Consider the following 17917-nt stretch of genomic DNA (forward strand, 5'->3'; position numbering starts at 1 on the left):
TATTAGACAATATGTAATGACCTCCTCTTTGTAGCAACGTGGATTTACCTGTATACTAAAGTTGATAAGACAAAGGTAACAGGGATTACCGCATACAAAGGGAGGTCACATAATGAATAATACCACAGTTTACGTAGGAATGGATGTACACAAGGAAAGTTTTACTCTCTGCGCTTACTTGATTGAAACAGAGAAAGCATCTTACATAAGGCGCACACCGGCTGATTACAAGGAAGTTCTCAAGTATCTGGAATTTCTTAGAACCATCTACGGAAACGATACTATCTTTATATGCGGTTATGAAGCCGGATGTCTCGGCTATACTTTATATCATCAGCTAACAGACCGTAACGTTAACTGTGTGATACTTGCACCAACCACTATGCTTGAAACACGTAGTGGTAAAAGAATAAAAACTGATAAGCGTGACGCAGCACTGATCGGTAAATGTCTTGCTCAGCACAACTACAGTCCTGTTCATGTTCCCACTGCTACAGATGAAGAAACAAAAGAGTTTCTTCGAATGAGGGATGATCATAAGCTTGCGCTTAAAAAAGTGAAACAGCAGATTCTTTCATTTTGCCTTCGTCATAACTATCGCTATGATGGAAAAACTCATTGGACAATAGCCCATTTAAATTGGCTTAAATCACTTAAACCTGAGGCTCTATATAAGGAGATCCTCGATGAATACCTGCTGACCTATAAAACCTTAAGTGACAAGCTTGAACGTTTGGATAAGCGAATAGAAGAACTCGCTTCCAAAGACGAGTACAAGGAGTCTGTGAAAAAACTTTGCTGTTTCATCGGAGTTCAAACTCATACAGCATTATCTGTATTGGTTGAAGTAGGTGATTTCAAACGTTTTGCAACGGCTGACAAGTTTGCTTCATATCTTGGTCTTGTACCAGGCGAAGATTCCAGTGGTGATGAAAAAACAAGGCTTGGGATCACAAAAGCCGGAAATCGTCATGTGAGGCAATTACTCACGGAATCATCACAGACATACAGCAGAGGGCAAATTGGTCATAAATCAAAAGCACTTAAAGCACGTCAGGCTGGCAATCTGCCTCAAGTCATTGCATATGCTGATAAAGCTAATGAAAGACTGAGACGTAAGTACTACAAAATGGTTCTTGGGAAAAGCAAGAAACACAACGTCGCTAAAACTGCAATAGCAAGAGAACTTGCCTGCTTCATGTGGGGCATGATGACTGATAAAATAGCATGATCTGGTATAACATCATGTCTCCGATATCAAGGCCAAGCCGCCGAGGGCGGTGCTTCGCAGCCTTGACATCTTCACCCTGCTGTTATAGTGGGTGGTTAAGCAGATGTAAGATGGCTTGTGCCATTTACATCTGCCCATTAACAAGCAACAACTGAAGACATCTTGAAAGGGCTTCGGCCATTTCAAGGTTCGAGCTATCTACGAGTAAACTATGTCGGCACAGAGCAATCTGTGATCCACGCTATTAGACGGTAGAGCTCACGGCGGACCATTGACCTGTCGGTAACCAATCCACGTATATCAGAGTGGCCAATGCCGGGAACTGATACCCCGAGGCTCTTTCAAGATGCCTTCAGATACAATTAAATAAGTTTGTGGTGATTCCTGTCATTTTTCGCTTGACAAGAGGTCATTACATATCAGTTTACCTCATACTGAACTGTTACTACTGAGGATAAAAAAACTAGAAATTATTGAGGAAAACACTTGATTAAACGGAGCCAATTAGATTGACATCTGTGTGTCATCTATAAACAACTGAAAACACTCGTTTGTAGATGAGTAGAGTGAATTCAAAGAGCCAGATAGATGTGCATCTATGTGTCAGATATTAAGGCTCAAAAACAGCGTTAATAGAAGAGAGGAGAAATATTATGAGAAAGAAAGCAGCATTGGCAATGGCATTTTGTGTTTTTGCCTTTGGAATGGTCGGATGTCAGAAGCCGGCAACAAATGTTAATACAACTGAGGCTACAACGGCAGCAGTGGAAGAATCTACTACGGCAGCTCCCCAGGAAACTGAAGAGACTTCTCAAGAAACCACAGAAGCTGCGAAGGAAGAGGAAACAACTGCTTCGGAGCCTGATTATCCGACATTGCCCCTTCCGGAATATCATTACAACGGTCCTGAGGACTGGGCAGAGTATGCAGACGGAGTAAGCCATTTTCTTGTTGAAAACAGTTTTGGAGACGTAGCACCGGATTTAACCATATGCGTTCCTATCGTTCTAAAAGCTGATGACAGCGATCCTAAAGACGTGAAGTTATGGGGTGAATTCTATGTAGAAGGTTTCAACCTTGTAAAGACTTCCCTTCTGAATGTAAATGGAGGGTCCTTCGGAGGCGTTGTGCATCTTGATACAACAAAAGGAGATCCCATAGTTACAGATTTCGATTTTCTTCAGGATGGTGCCGGATTTGAGGCTTCTTTGGATGAACTTTTCGGTAAAGAAGGTCTGAAGGATGCATATCTTGAAGCCTCAAATGAACGTGACAAGTATCTGGCAGAAGCATTGGCAAACTATATCAACACTAACGGGCTGTATATCACCCAGTATCAGGAGTACGGATGGGCACCGGTTCCGGTTCTTAACGCACCTCCGACAAAGGATGAAGATCAGATCGTTGATTACGAAGGAAGCTACGATTATACAGCAAAGTACGATATGCGTGAAATCTGCTCCTATGAAACCGGTGAGTCGGATATGTTCTGTAATGTTGACAGCAAGGAATGGAATGAATTCCTGATCGTAGTTTATAAAGCGGAGAGTAAAGACATTGACAGTGCCATAACAGAGCTTCGAGCCGGCCTTGCAGACGAGAATGCAGAGCTTAAGAGAACAGATGGAGTAACATTTTTGGATATTGAAGGCTGTACCACACTTATAAGCGAGGGACCTTATAAAGAAGGTGATGCGGTTTATGTGAACTATTTTGTTCCGAGAGGAGATGATCTCCTTGTATTAAAGATCTCATCTACATACAGTGAAGATGAAAAAATCCAGATGTCTACAGATGCTATCATCGAGGACTTCCTTGGAAATATGGAGCTAAAGTGATATAAAACTGTACTGCAAATCAAGATATACCCCCTTCCGGATAGACAGGCTAAACTACAAAAAGCTTGCTGCCCGGAAGGGGCATTTTTCTTGAAGACCGTCACTTCCGGTTTTGATAAAGCTGCCGCAATGGTGTGTAGGGGTTTTTTTGCGGGCCGGATTAGGATAAAATTATAAAATATGAATGATTTGGTTCACGGAGGGTGAAATGGGAACAGTATATGCTGTGGGCTTCGGACCCGGAGATGTAAAGTATGAGACATTGGAAGCAAGGGAAGTGCTTTCCGGTGTGGATGTGATAGTCGGGTATAAAACTTATGCGGATATAGTGAGTAAACAGTATCCTGAAAAGGAATTCGTGGTTTCCGGGATGCATGAGGAAGAGGAACGCTGTAAAAAGGCTCTGGAGCTTGCAGTGTCCGGGAAGAATGTTGCCGTTATCTCATCAGGTGACGCCGAGGTTTACGGAATGGCGGGGCTTTTGTATGAACTTTCTGAAAAAGAATGTTATTGCGGCGTTCAGGTGAAGACTGTACCGGGTCTTTCTGCGGTTCTTAGCGGCGGGGCGATTCTTGGGGCTCCGGTTGGGCATGATTTCTGTGTCATCAGTCTTTCAGATCTTCTGACGCCCCGGGATACTATAGAAAAAAGGCTCAGAGCAGCAGCGGAAGGGGATTTTGTCATAGTGCTTTATAACCCGGTGAGCCACAAGAGGCTGGAGACTTTTAAGAAAGCCTGCGGGATACTCTGCGAAGGGATTCCTTCTGACAGAGTCTGCGGATATGTCAGAAACATAGGAAGGGATGGAATGAAAAGCCGGATCTTTTTGCTGTGCGAACTGGAGAAGCTTGGCGAGGAATCCGAGATTGATATGCTGACTACGGTTTTTATAGGTAATTCGGAAACAAAGATCGTGGAAACACCGGATGGATCCAGGATGGTTACTCCCAGGGGATATAAAGGATAAGAAATGCATATATTTTTATTTGGCGGAACTACCGAGGGACGGAAGATAGCGGAGCATATCGCAGAAGAGAACAGAAAGAGAGAGATTGAGGGGAGAAAAGATTTTCTTGAGACGGAGGTTTTTGTTACTACGGACTACGGAGCAGGTCTTCTTCCAAAGGAAAAACATATCACTGTTAATGTAGGAAGATTGAATGCAGAGGAAATGGCTGAGCGTTTTGGAACTGCGAAAAGAGCCTGCAGGTACCCGATCAGGCCAAAAGTCGGAACAGATAATAATGAACAGATTGTAATTAATGAATATTCAATAGAAGGGGTTATGAGAGAGGTACCGGAAGATAAAGCCGATGGTATTTTAGTGATAGATGCGACTCACCCCTATGCTGCCGTAGCGACAGAAAATATTAACAAAGCCTGCAAGGCCTCCGGAGTCAGATGTATCAGGATAAATAGGCCGAATGCAGACTCAGGTACGGAAAGTTCTGACTTTCTATATTTCGAAAATATAAAAAATGCCGTACGATGGCTCAACTCAACTTTCAAAAATTTTCCGGAGAAACGAAAGCATATATTCATAACAACAGGTTCAAAAGAAATTCAGGAATACACTTCAATACCGGATTATGAGGAGTACTGTTATGTAAGAGCATTACCTACATTTGAGGTTATTGATAAATGCATGAAACTCGGGTTCAGAAGAGACCGGCTGATATTGATGCAGGGTCCCTTCGACGTTGATATGAATCTTGCCCAGCTGAGATATGCCTCTGCCGGATACATTGTTACAAAGGATTCGGGGAAAATAGGAGGATTTTCCGAGAAGTGCGATGCAGCTATAGAATTGGGAGTAAAGGTTCTTGTTATAGGACGACCAAAAGATTTTGATTGAGTCGAGTTATTGACTTGATGACAGTGCATGATTAATAATTTTTGTACAGTTATGTTTTATTCAAATGTAACTGTATAAAATTCAATTTAAAAAGAAAGATTAAGTATCGTTTGCGAGGTTAAAAATATGAGAATTGTAAACTTAATCGGTGTTGGTCCGGGAAGTCCGGAGATGATGACAACTCAGGCAATTAAGGCAATAAAAGAGTCTGAGGTTCTGATGGGTGCGGCGAGAGCCCTTAAGACAGCAAAAGACGCGGTTCCTGAGCTGGATATAGAAATCTGTGAGGCTGTAAAAACAGATGATATGGTGGCTTACATAAAGGGCCATCCTGAGAAGAAGGTGATCTCCTGCGTATTTACGGGAGATACCAGCGTTTACAGCGGTGCCATACCACTGAAGAAAGCATTGGAACAAAATATGGGACCGGACGGTGGTGATGACTCAGAGGATGAGGACAGAGCCGAGAACTTTGAGATCCGAAACTATGCCGGAGTTTCCAGCATCCAGTATTTCCTTAGTAAACGCTCTGTAAGTATGGCCAATGTTAAGCTGGTAAGTCTTCACGGACGCTATAAGGACATGATTCCGCTGATCCGTGAAAACAAGTACGTGTGTGCTCTTCTGGGCAGCGAAGATACAGTTTCAAAGATTTCTGAGGAGCTTGCACAATTTGGTTTTGGTTCAGTGAAAATCATTGTCGGAGAGAGGCTGAGCTATCCTGATGAGTGCTTTACCGTTGGAAAGCCCAGAGACATGAAGGGTAAGATGTTTGATCGTCTTGCCATCGCACTTTTCGAAAATGACAATGCAGAGACCCCGGTACGTTCCTACGGCATCGGAGACGAGCATTTTGAAAGAGCTGAAGCTGTGCCTATCACTAAACGTGATGTAAGGGCTCTGAGCCTTTGCCGACTGGCCATAAAAGAGGACAGCATCATTTACGATATCGGTGCGGGTTCCGGTTCAATGTCTATCGAGGCGGGTCTTGCCTGTCCCGAAGGAAAGGTCATCGCGGTGGAGATGAATCAGGAAGCCATCGATACCATCGAAAGAAACAGATATCAGTTCAAGGTGGATAACATCCGCATAATTCGTGGAAAAGCACCCGAATGCTTTGAAGAGTTTGAGATGCAGAAGCCCGGAGAGAGAAAAAATGTTGCGGATGAGGGAGTGCTGCCTATTCCGGACCGAGTATTCATTGGCGGAAGCAAGGGAAATCTTCAGAAGATCATAGACTGGGCTGTCAGGGTTAATCCGGATGTAGTCATTGTCATAAATACGGTTACCCTTGAATCGGTTGCAGAGGTTCTGGAGGTTGAGAGAAGACTTACGGATTATAACTTTGAGATGGTGGAGATTCAGTCAACCGGTCTTGAAAGACGCGGAAGCTATCACATGCACAGGGCGGAAAATCCCATAACTATTACAAGAATTTCCAGGAGATGAAAATTTTGAAATATCCGATACGTTTTTTGATGACAATTGTTTTACTGATGACATGTGTGTTTACAGTAAGCTCATTTGCAGCGGATTGGCACGATTATAACGGAAAAAAGATCGGGGTACTCACCGGAACCCTGATGGAGGACGTGGCAAAAGAGTTTTTTCCTGACAGTGAGTATGTTTATATCGACAGTTATCCGGACTGCGCTGTAGCACTTCTTTCAGGTAAGATAGATGCATTTCTTGCGGATGAGCCGAATGTAAAGACCATGCATTTTGAAGATCCGGATATTGACTATATTCATGAAAGTATTAAGGAACAGGATGTAAGTTTTGCCTTCAGAAAAGACGATCCGGAAAGCGAAAAGCTTTGTGAGGAGTTCAATGAGTACCTTAGGAAGATAAGAAGTAACGGCATCCTCCAGCTTATGGATGATATCTGGATGGGTGTTGATGAGTACAGGAAAACTGTTGACATGTCAGTCCTTACCGGAAAAAACGGAACTGTCAAGGTGGTAACCACCGCTACAGACATGCCCTGGTCCTATATAAAAGACGGGAAAAATGTGGGTTATGATATAGACCTTCTTGCGCATTTCTGTATGGACAGAGGCTATGCTCTTGAAATCCAGGATGTGAGCTTTGCCGCGCGTATTCCCGATCTTCAATCCGGAAGAGGCGATATTACAACAGGAATGAATGTAACCCCTGAGCGAAAGGAAGAGGTACTTTTCTGTGATGCTACATATGAAAACGGGATTGTACTTGCGGTTCCGGCTGCAGATCTAAAAGGCATCGATCAGGAGAAAAAGATCACTTCCGGAGATAAGGAGCCGGAGTTCAAAACCTTTGATGAACTTAAGGGCAGAACTATCTCTATGATCACAGGAGCTCCCTTTGAAAATATGATCCTTTCAAAGGTATCAGATGTCAAGGAGTTCACCTATTTCACCACCATGCCGGATATGATGCTTGCCATCAGAACCGGAAAGACTGATGCCGGACTTATGAACAATGCTGTTGCGGAGCTTGCTGCCAATAAGGATCCGGACCTCTGTGTTTTCCCTCAGTCTCTTGGTGATACTGCTTTCGGACTGGGTTTTAAAAAGGGAGACGAGAGGCGTGATGTATGGCAGGAGGCATTTGACCGGATCCCCGCAGAAACCAAGGAAGCTCTTTGGAAAAAGTGGACCGGAGCGGATGACAGCATCAAAACTATTCCGGAGCAGGACTGGCCCGGCAGTAACGGCACGGTTAATGCAGCCTGCTGTGATGCCCTGGAGCCTATGAGCTACATGGGAGAGGGAGGCAAATGTCTCGGTTTTGACATTGAAACCATACTCCTTATTGCGAAGGAACTGGATGTTCATGTGAATTTTATCCCCATGGATTTTGCAGCCGTGCTTTCATCCCTCGAAGCCGAAAAGGCGGATGTCATCTGCGGTTCGATAGTTACTACGGCTGAGCGCAAGGAAAAAATGGATTTCCTGGAGTATGCTCCTGCATCATTTGTTTTTATTGTGCGCACCGCAACCCATGAAGCAGCCGGTACATCTTTCGTTGACAGAATTAAAGCAAGCTTCGAAAAGACCTTTATAAGAGAGAATCGTTATGAGCTTTTCCTTTCCGGAATCATGACAACCATCGTGATAACGGTTCTTTCAATCATCTTCGGAACAGCTTTCGGATTTTTTATATTCATGGGGACCAGAAATGGAAACAAGGCGGCTAATGCCTTTGCAAGGGTATTTGTGTGGCTCATACAGGGAATGCCTGTAGTAGTTCTTTTGATGATCCTTTACTATATTATTTTCGCAAAAATGAAGATAACCGGTACTGTTGTGGCGGTAATAGCCTTTACATTTGTGTTTGGCTCCGGGGTTTTCGGAATGCTGAAAATGGGCGTCGGGGCTGTGGACAAGGGCCAGACAGAGGCTGCCCTTTCCTTAGGCTACAGCGATATCAAATCCTTTTTCAGGATCATATTCCCTCAGGCGGTACCGCACTTCCTGCCTACCTATAAGGGCGAGGTGGTGGCTCTTGTAAAGTCAACTGCCATTGTCGGATACATCGCGGTTCAGGATCTGACAAAGATGGGAGACATAATAAGAGGCCGCACTTATGAAGCATTTTTCCCGCTTATTGCGGTGGCCGTTATATATTTCATTCTTGGGGCTATGCTTACATTCCTGGTGGATAAGATAGAGATAAACATTAACCCGAAACGCCGTAACAGAGAAGACATACTTAAGGGGGTGCGTACTGATGATTGAGGTAAAGAGCTTAACTAAAAAATATGATTCGGTGACACCGCTGAGAGACGTGAGTTTCAATGTAAATGAAGGTGACGTTATCGCGGTGATCGGGCCTTCCGGTACCGGAAAGTCAACCCTGATACGATGCCTCAATATGCTGGAGAAACCCACCGGTGGTCAGATAATATTTGACGGTGAAGAAATTACCGCACGGGGCTATGACATCAGAAAAGCCAGAATGAAAATGGGCATGGTGTTCCAGTCCTTCAATCTGTTTGGGCACCTTACTGTTATTGAGAATCTGATGCTTGCTCCCATGGATCTTCTTGGGAAGAGCAAGCAGGAGGCCTATGATAAGGGCATGGAATATCTCCGTCGTGTGGGAATGGCGGATAAGGCCCTGAGTTACCCCGATGAGCTTTCAGGTGGACAGAAGCAGAGAGTTGCCATCGCCAGAACTCTGTGCATGGATCCCGAGGTGATTTTGCTGGATGAGCCAACAAGTGCTCTGGATCCCACCATGGTTTCCGAGGTGCAGGCGGTTATCAGGGATCTCTCCAAGAGCGGAAAGACCATGATGATAGTTACCCATGAAATGAATTTCGCACGGGCAATTTCAAACAGGGTATTCTATATGGACGGGGAGGGCATTTACGAAGAAGGCACTCCCGAGGAGATTTTCGAGCATCCGAAGAAGGAGAATACCAGAAGATTTATCAGAAGACTGAAGGTTTTCGAGGCTGTGATCGACAGCAGGGATTATGATTTTATTAACTTTGGAGCGGAGCTTGACAGATATCTCCTTCAGAATGATGTGAAGTCCTCAGAGAAGAACCGCATTCGTCTCACTATAGAGGAGACAGTGCAGCAGATACTCCTTCCAAGGTATCCTGATCCTGACATCCACGTGGCAGTGGAGTACTCCATGCAGGATGATAGCACAGAAATCACTTTTACCTATGGTGGAGAAAAATTCGACATCAGAGATACGGACAATGAGCTGTCACTTTCCATGGTCGAGAATTCGTCAGAAAAAATAGAATACAGCTTTGACGAAGGGGAAGAGCGGGCAAACGAGGTGAAGGTTTGGGTTAAGAAGACAGAATGATTAAAGCTTGAAAATACAATGATAAACGAAAAAAAGGATTGCGGAAAAAAATATAGGAAACATGTTTTTTGCATAGGCAGTAAAGGAATTCCGGCTCAATACGGGGGATTTGAGACCTTCATGGAAAATCTGACCTTGCATAAAAAAAGTGATGAGATTACATATCATGTAGCACATATTTCAGATAATAATGAGGTATTTGACTATAACGGTGCAAGATGCTTTAATGTGAGAGTACCTGATATAGGAGCCGGAAAAGCTGTCATTTATGATGTAAAGGCACTTTTCAGAAGTATCAGTTATTGTGAAAAAAGAAAGCATATAGAAAGCCCTGTATTCTTTATCATGGCCTGCAGGATAGGACCTTTCATGAAATTTCTGAAAAAAAGGATCGAAAAACTTGGAGGCACGGTAGTACTTAATCCGGACGGACATGATTGGGCAAGAGCCAAGTGGTCAAGACCTGTAAGAGCGTACTGGAAACTATCTGAAAAGCTCATGGTGAAACATGCTGATATGATAGTATGTGACAGCAGGGAGATAGAGAAGTATATCGTAGAGAAGTACAAAAAGTATAAGCCTGCAACATGCTTTGTCCCATATGGTGCGGATACAGGTAAATCTATACTGAAGGATGATGACCGGAGATATATAAGTTGGCTTGACAGTACCGGTACTCGTCCCGGAGAGTATTATCTGGTTGTTGCAAGACTTGTTGAGGAAAACAACTTTGACATCATAATCAAGGAGTTTATAGAGTCAACATCAGCCAAGAAGCTTATCATAATATCAACGATGAACAGAAAACTCTATAAGAAACTTGACGAGAGATTTCATATCAAAGCTGTTCATAATGTCAGGATAATCCCGCCTGTCTATGATAAGGAGCTTGTGAAGAAAATAAGAGAGAATGCCTTTGCCAATATTCACGGTCATGAAGTCGGAGGCACAAATCCATCTCTTTTGGAGGCACTCTCATACACGGAACTGAATCTTGTATATGATGTTAAGTACAATAGGGAAGTAGCACAGGATGCAGCGGTTTACTGGAATAAAGATGTTGGAAATCTTGCTGATGTAATAAATAGGGTAGAAAACATGGACATTGCTACACGAGAGAACTATGCAAAAAAGAGCAATGACAGAATCAGTTCAGAGTATACATGGGAGATGGTTGTAAACAAATATGAGAAACTATTCATGCCCTGAGGTTTTACCAAAAATGGATGAAACAAATATGTAAAAATATAATGAGGAAAATACAATTGTGAGAATAGGGATAGATGCACATATGCTCGGCGATGAGTCAGGCGGAAACGAAAGCTTTTATGACGGCATAATAAAAGCAATGAAGCCTGATCCTGAGGATACATATATACTATTTATAAAAAAAGAATTATCAAATATACCTTATGAGCATAATTATATTACGATTCGATATAAAAGCAACAGCGCATTTGTCAGAACATATATAGAGCTTCCTCTGTTGTGTATAAAATATCGTCTCGATCTGCTGCATACTCAGTATTATGTGCCTTTTTTGAGACCATGCAAGGTGCTGGTCACGATCCATGATATCAGTTTTGAGCATTTCAGGAAATTCTTTTCGAGAACAGAATGGCTAAAGGACAAGATACTTGTTCGTCATGCGGCTAAAAAGGCTTCAAGGATAGTGACAGTTTCGGAATTTTCTGCAGATGATATTTCTGAAGTCTATGGTATTAGCAGAGATAAAATCAGCGTGGTATATAACGCTGCGGGCAGCGAATTCAGAAAACTTTCTAAAGAACGGCTGCAGCAGCTTAATGTAAGGAACAAATATTCAATAGGTGATGAACCTTATGTTATGTTTGTGGGCAACAGACACCCAAGGAAAAATCTGAAAAGGCTATTTAAAGCATTTCTTGAATATAAGAAAACGGCAGGAACAGGATTAAAGCTTGTAATAGTAGGGAAAAAAGCCTGGAAGGATGATGAGGCTGCATATATATCCGAGGAGGACATGAAAAGCATCATCCTGACGGGGTACGTCAAAAGAGAGAATCTTGTTGGGCTTTTAAATGAAGCGGAGGGACTTATCTACCCTTCGCTTTTTGAAGGCTTTGGTATACCTCCGTTGGAGGCGCTCAGATGTGGTACCAGGGTGGCTGTATCAGATATCGAAGTGATGCATGAGGTACTGGGTGACAGCGCTATTTATTTTGACCCTAAGGATATAGGTTCAATAGTAAAGGGGATAGAGGAACTTCTCAAAAAAGAAGGTATTTCTTTAATGAGGGGGGGTGCGGAAGAAACTCCGCACTACAGTTGGGAAACAGAGGCTGAAAAGCTTAAGGATATATATAAGAAAATGTGTATTAAAAGATGAATGGTGATATAGCTAGAAACGTTACAGTTGTGATACCGGTGTATGATGATTGGGATACATTGAAACGATGCATAGAATCGTTAAAAAAACATTTGGATACAAGACATAAAGTAATTCTCATCAATGACAAAGGGCCTGATTGGGAGTATCTGGAAAACAAAATCATAGAAGAAATAAGCAATTCTGCAAATTTTGTATATGAAGCAAATGCCGATAATATGGGATTTGTTAAGACTTGCAACAGAGCAGTCTACGAACTTGACAAAACAGATAATGATATCCTGCTACTTAATTCTGATACGGAGGTCACAGAAGGTTTTTTGGAGGAAATGCTTCAGGTACTTTATATTACAGAGAAGCATGGAGTGGTCTGCCCTCGCAGCAATTGTGCTACCATTTACACAATTCCTTCCAATAAAAAAGCCTCTCATGAACTGAAACCCGAAGAATCCTTTAGGGTCTATGAACTTGTAAAGGGTATGTTGCCACGTTACAGTGTGATGCCAACCGGAGTAGGATTTGCATTTTTGATCAAGCGAAAACTGATTAAAACCTATGGACTTTTTGATGAGATATATAGTCCCGGATACAATGAAGAAAATGATTTTTGTATGCGGATCAATCAGTATGGTTACAGTGTGCTTGCTGCAAACAGGGCATTTGTATATCATTATGAATCCAGGAGCTTTGGATCCAGAAGAAATGAATTGGATTTTAAGCATAACGAATATCTGGTAAAAAGGTACCCTTATTATCCAACGATTATTTCGATGTACCAAAAACATCAGATTGATCCGATAGATTATTTTGCTGACTTAATTGGTGAACTCTATCCTAAAAAACGTGTTTTGATAGATCTGTACGAAGTTCCAAACGCATATAACGGAACAGCACAGTATGGATTAAGTTTCCTTCAAAGTTTTTACAGGTTATACAGTGAAAAATATGAGATTGCAATACTGACCAATGAAGCAGCAGATAAGTTTCATGGGATAAGCAGGAAATACTCTGATGTATATCATCCGGACAATATAGTGGGTACATTTGATATAGCATATACTCCGTCTCAGATCATAAATAGTACACACTGGCATTTGCTGAATCGTGGTTGTCTTAAATACGTATTCTGCATGCAGGATATCATCAGTATACGTAGTAACTATCTTCTAGTGGATGATTGGGAAAGGGAGTCTATATTTGAACAGTCTATCCAATACGCTGATGGTATTGTATTTATAAGCGATTTTTCGGAAGAAGAAACACGTACGTATTTTAACCGTATATTTGATTCCGGAAACATTAAGACACAGGTTGTTTATCATGGAAGATTTTTTGACAACGAAAAGGAAATTGATACTCAATCGAAGCTCCCATTCGATGACTATGTGGTGGTTATAGGCAATCACTATAAACACAAAAACCTGATTAATGTGCTTCCTGAATTAAAAAACATAAAACGTAACTTTATCGTGATTGGTAATGCATACACCGGTATGGTTACTGATAACATATATGGATATCAGACCGGAAATCTCAGTAATGAATTCCTGAGACTGCTTTACAGGAATTGCAGGGCAATATTGTTTCCAAGTGTATATGAAGGATTTGGTTTGCCAATTCTTACGGCTATTGATTTTGGGAAGCCTATAGTTGTTAAAGATAATGAACTGAATCGGGAGCTTATTGAATACTTTGATCATGATGGAAAATTTGTAGTCACATTCAACAGTATAGATGAAATAGACAGCTGTATAGAGAAAGCATTGACCATCAATATTACAGATTCTCCAAATGATATATGTAACAGAAGTTGGGATGATGTAGCTGAGGATGTAGATAAGATGCTTCAGTCTGTGTTATCAGAAAAGATTGACGTAAACAGACTCTATGAAAGATGGAGGAGAGTCATGTACGATTCCAACATTCATAGATGCTATGTGAACTATACAGATTCTACAGATAGTCTGGAAAGAATCAAGAGCAGATTGAGGAAACATCCACGGTTGTATAATTTTTTGAAGAGAATAAAAAATGTCTAAATATAATTTTGAAATGGATCTGTCTCAGCAGACATCCACAGGAATGATTGTCCAAAAGTTAAAACACGGGATGAACGTGCTTGAGTTTGGTTGTGCACATGGCAGGATGACCCGCTATATGAAAGAAGTGTTGGATTGTGCTGTATATATTGTGGAATATGATATTGAAGCTTACGAAAGCGCGATCAAATACGCTAAAGATGGTGTCTGCGGGGATATTCAGAAATATGAATGGGTAACGAAATTCAAAGATATAAGATTTGATGCAATATTATTCGCTGATGTACTGGAACACCTTACTGAACCGGTCAAAGTACTTAAGATTGCCGGAAATATGCTTGCAGAGGATGGAAAGGTATTTATCTCTATACCAAATATTACTCACAATGACATAATTCTTAAATCATATATGGACCGATTTGACTATACAGATATTGGTCTTTTGGACAATACCCATGTGCATTTTTGGGGGCTTGAAAACCTTGAAGATTTCGCCAGAGACTCGGATCTCTATTTAAAAACAGTTGAGGCTACATATACAGAGACAGGATTAACAGAGCAGTTTAGAGGAAAGGAACTTAAATCATCGCTGTTGCTTTTGAATATTCTTAATGAGCGTAAAGCCGGACAGGTATATCAGTTCATCATCACTATGCAGAAAAGTCCTGTGGACGTTTCAGATGATAAGTATCATTTGAAGAAGCCTTACGTATATAGCCATATTTATCTAGACAGGGGAGAAGGGTTTAATGAAAGGGATATTATACCTGTTAAAGCGTTGTTTTCAAAAAATGGTGCTTATTATGTGAATTATAGAATTGATGATACTATTAATCTCCGATGTATCAGATTTGATCCTGTTGAGTTACAGGGCTGTTACTTGAAGTACCTTCATGTCAGACAGGGAACAAAAGAGCTTTCACCACAATTTTCCGATTCCGTTGATATTGGGGAAGAAGTCCTGATTAAAGGAAATGATCCTCAGGTTACAATTACATTAGATGGAAGCGGAGAACCGGTTTCGATTGATTCTGAATTTATTTTATTGGGGGAAGAGTACATTAATTCTACTGAACGTGGGATATCAGAGTTAGCGAAACAAGTGAATGAATATGTAAGCCAATTGAACGAGCGTGAAAAGATAATCAATGACTTAGAAACCCGGTTCAATAAAAGTGAAGAAGAATATAGGAATTGTATCAATAATCTGGAAAGACAGATATCTGATAATTTGTCCAAATATAATAAAGAAATGAATGACATTAGTCATGCCTATGAGCAAGAGAAAAAAATCATACAAGATGCGGCAGAAGAAGAGTCTATGAAGCTGAGAAAACAACTTGATGAAAAGATTATTCTTTTAGGTTCATATCAGGCACTTGCAGATAGTAAGGATACTTATATTGTTGAATTGGATAGAATCATTGATCAAAGAAATGCAAGAATTAAGGAACTTGATCAGGCGGTAGAGCATTACAGAAAGTATCCGGGAATACGGCTTGTCAGATTTATCGGAAGGATACTTAGGGGAATCAAAAGAAGGATAGTGGGACGGTAATATGAAAAAAAAGAAGATAATCGCAGCACTAATTATAGTAACGGCTGCAGTTATTGCCAATGTATTTCTGGCTTTCAGGATATATGACAAATTAAGTATGTATGTAAACATATTTTTATGCCTGGTGACAGATACTCTCGGGGTATATTGCTTAAGTAATATCGAAACATTGTTCAGAGTGCCACTGGATATTTACAGAAGCAGAGATATGTTTTGGGATCTTGTCAAAAATGATTTTCAGGCGAGATTTGTAGGCAGTATTTTTGGAGTGGTTTGGGCTTTTATAAATCCTGTTATTACACTTCTTCTTTACTGGTTTGTGTTCCAGATAGGACTGCGTGCGGGTGATGTAGGGGATTATCCCTTTATATTATTCTTAATGTCAGGACTGATTCCCTGGTTTTATGTTCAGGAGGCTCTAAATGGTGGCGCCTCCTCACTTCTTGAATACTCTTACCTTGTAAAAAAAATGGTGTTTAATGTGGGGATACTTCCGGTACTCAAGGTTGCCTCAGCTCTTTTTGTACATGCATTTTTTCTTGGAGCACTGATAGTAATCGCATGTATGTATGGAATAGGTATCGACTTATATATATTTCAGATATTCTATTATATTTTTTGCTCTGCCTTCTTTATCCTGGGGTTATCATATTTTACCGCTGCCTGTACAGCATTTTTTAAAGATATGACGCAGGTTATAAATATCGTGCTTATGATTGGAACATGGATTACACCTATTATGTGGAATGCAGAAAACACATTGCCTCCAATGATGCATAAAATTTTCAGACTTAATCCTTTCTACTATATCGTTGATGGATTCAGAGATGTGATTCTTTTCAAGAAATGGTTTTGGGATAAACCGGTTTGGACTACTTACTTCTGGATAGTAGCAATTGTTGTATATATTGGTGGAGTAAAATTCTTTAACAGATTAAAAGTGCATTTTCCAGATGTATTGTAGGAGATATTAATGAAAAACGCTGTAGTCAAGGTGAATCATGTAACAAAAATCTATAAGATGTATGATGATCCCAAGGATAGATTTAAGGAAGCACTTGGGATTGGTGGTAAAGAGCGGACTTATTCCAGAAATTACTATGCACTTAATGATGTATCATTTGAAGTCGGAAAGGGTGAGATCGTAGGAATAGTAGGGAGAAACGGATCCGGTAAGTCAACTATTTTGAAAATTCTCACAGGTGTCTTAAATCAGACAGAAGGCAATGTAGGAGTAATCGGCAAGGTCGCAGCTCTTTTGGAGCTGGGGGCAGGTTTTAATATGGAATATACCGGTCGGAAGAACATATACCTCAATGCGACCATGATGCATATAAGTAAGAAAGAAATAGAAAAGAAGATTCCTGATATTTTAGAGTTTGCAGATATAGGAGAGTTTATAGATCAGCCGGTAAAAACGTATTCAAGTGGTATGTTTGTAAGATTGGCATTTGCTGTGGCAATTAATGTAGATCCTGACATATTGATAGTTGATGAAGCCCTGGCAGTAGGAGATGTAAGATTCCAGCTTAAGTGTATGGACAAATTCAGGGAGTTTATTGAGGCAGGCAAGACTATCCTTTTTGTAACTCATGATATCAATTCTGTGAAGAGATTTTGCAACAGAGCTATCTGGTTAAATCAGGGAAAGCTCATCCTTGATGGGAATACAGATGAGGTCACTGACCGTTATCTTGATTTCTTAAAGAGTGAGATGCCGATAGACCAGTATATGGCTCAGAAGAATGACAATATAGCCCCTGAAAAGTCGAGGCAGCAGGTTGTTGATTTGTCGGGGATTGATATAGTCAAGATCTATGAGTTTCACATGATGGATTCGGCATATAAGGATATACAGGAAATACAACATGGTCAAAAGGTGATACTGAAGGTAAGCTACCTTGTTGCGGATGATAGTATTGAGAATCCGCTTCTTGGGGTGGCTATACGCAGGATTGATAATGAGTATATCTGTGGAATAAATACTAAACTTGATAACATCAGAATTCCGTGGAAGAAAGGATATAATGAGATTGAACTTACTTATGATTGTTTCAATCTTATAGGCGGTGAATATTATTTTGATGTCGGAATATTTGATCAGGCGGGAATAGTAAACATAGATTACAGGACTAAGATTATGACGTTTTTTGTGAAGATGGATTACATCGGTGAGGGAGTTGTCATACTGAATCACAGGTGGAAGGTTGGAGTATAAT

The 17917-nt window shown here is 41.0% G+C and carries 12 protein-coding genes and 1 pseudogene; all 13 read left to right on the forward strand.

Translation table 11 applies throughout. The features are described from left to right. The first annotated feature begins 112 nt into the window (after positions 1-112). The 13 genes and pseudogenes from BLV86_RS09670 (at position 113) to BLV86_RS09730 (ending at position 17916) form a co-directional block, all read left to right on the forward strand. A complete protein-coding gene (locus tag BLV86_RS09670) occupies positions 113-1231 on the forward strand; it encodes an IS110 family RNA-guided transposase (protein ID WP_090816561.1) in 1119 nt (372 codons plus the stop codon). A gap of 653 nt (positions 1232-1884) precedes the next feature. Next, positions 1885-3069, forward strand: a complete 1185-nt coding sequence (locus tag BLV86_RS09675) for a hypothetical protein (RefSeq protein WP_090816563.1) — start codon at positions 1885-1887, stop codon at positions 3067-3069. 208 nt (positions 3070-3277) lie between these two features. Beyond that, entirely contained in the window at positions 3278-4036 is a 759-nt protein-coding gene (gene cobJ, locus BLV86_RS09680) for a precorrin-3B C(17)-methyltransferase (RefSeq protein ID WP_090816565.1), read from the forward strand. 3 nt (positions 4037-4039) lie between these two features. Then, positions 4040-4924, forward strand: coding sequence for a precorrin-6A/cobalt-precorrin-6A reductase (locus BLV86_RS09685; RefSeq protein WP_090816567.1), 885 nt, complete (start codon positions 4040-4042; stop codon positions 4922-4924). Between the two features lie 126 nt (positions 4925-5050). Continuing rightward, positions 5051-6373 carry a precorrin-6Y C5,15-methyltransferase (decarboxylating) subunit CbiT gene (gene cbiT, locus BLV86_RS09690; RefSeq protein WP_090816568.1) on the forward strand — a complete coding sequence of 441 codons (1323 nt, stop codon included), beginning with the start codon at positions 5051-5053 and terminating at the stop codon, positions 6371-6373. A 5-nt stretch (positions 6374-6378) separates the two neighbouring features. Beyond that, a complete protein-coding gene (locus BLV86_RS09695; protein ID WP_175456496.1) occupies positions 6379-8643 on the forward strand; it encodes an ABC transporter permease subunit in 2265 nt (754 codons plus the stop codon). Then, positions 8636-9352, forward strand: a pseudogene (locus BLV86_RS09700) (amino acid ABC transporter ATP-binding protein); the annotation flags it as partial. The gene BLV86_RS09695 and the pseudogene BLV86_RS09700, both read left to right, overlap by 8 nt. A gap of 399 nt (positions 9353-9751) precedes the next feature. Beyond that, complete coding sequence (gene cps2T / locus BLV86_RS09705; RefSeq protein ID WP_090816573.1) at positions 9752-10942, forward strand: beta 1-4 rhamnosyltransferase Cps2T; 1191 nt, start codon at positions 9752-9754, stop codon at positions 10940-10942. A 58-nt stretch (positions 10943-11000) separates the two neighbouring features. After that, on the forward strand, positions 11001-12101 hold the full coding sequence (locus BLV86_RS09710) for a glycosyltransferase family 4 protein (protein WP_090816575.1): 1101 nt from the start codon (positions 11001-11003) through the stop codon (positions 12099-12101). After that, positions 12098-14140 carry a glycosyltransferase gene (locus BLV86_RS09715; RefSeq protein ID WP_090816576.1) on the forward strand — a complete coding sequence of 681 codons (2043 nt, stop codon included), beginning with the start codon at positions 12098-12100 and terminating at the stop codon, positions 14138-14140. The genes BLV86_RS09710 and BLV86_RS09715 overlap by 4 nt, the downstream gene beginning before the upstream one ends. After that, positions 14133-15698 (forward strand): class I SAM-dependent methyltransferase, encoded by a 1566-nt coding sequence (locus BLV86_RS09720; RefSeq protein ID WP_090816578.1) that lies wholly within the window; start codon positions 14133-14135, stop codon positions 15696-15698. Before BLV86_RS09715 ends, BLV86_RS09720 begins: the two co-directional genes overlap by 8 nt. A 1-nt stretch (position 15699) precedes the next feature. Beyond that, positions 15700-16662, forward strand: coding sequence for an ABC transporter permease (locus tag BLV86_RS09725; protein WP_242873280.1), 963 nt, complete (start codon positions 15700-15702; stop codon positions 16660-16662). A gap of 9 nt (positions 16663-16671) precedes the next feature. Then, positions 16672-17916 carry an ABC transporter ATP-binding protein gene (locus tag BLV86_RS09730; RefSeq protein ID WP_090816581.1) on the forward strand — a complete coding sequence of 415 codons (1245 nt, stop codon included), beginning with the start codon at positions 16672-16674 and terminating at the stop codon, positions 17914-17916. The last annotated feature ends 1 nt before the right edge of the window (position 17917 follow it).

It is taken from the genome of Oribacterium sp. KHPX15, assembly GCF_900107835.1.
In the GTDB taxonomy this organism is placed as follows: Bacteria; Bacillota; Clostridia; order Lachnospirales; family Lachnospiraceae; genus Oribacterium.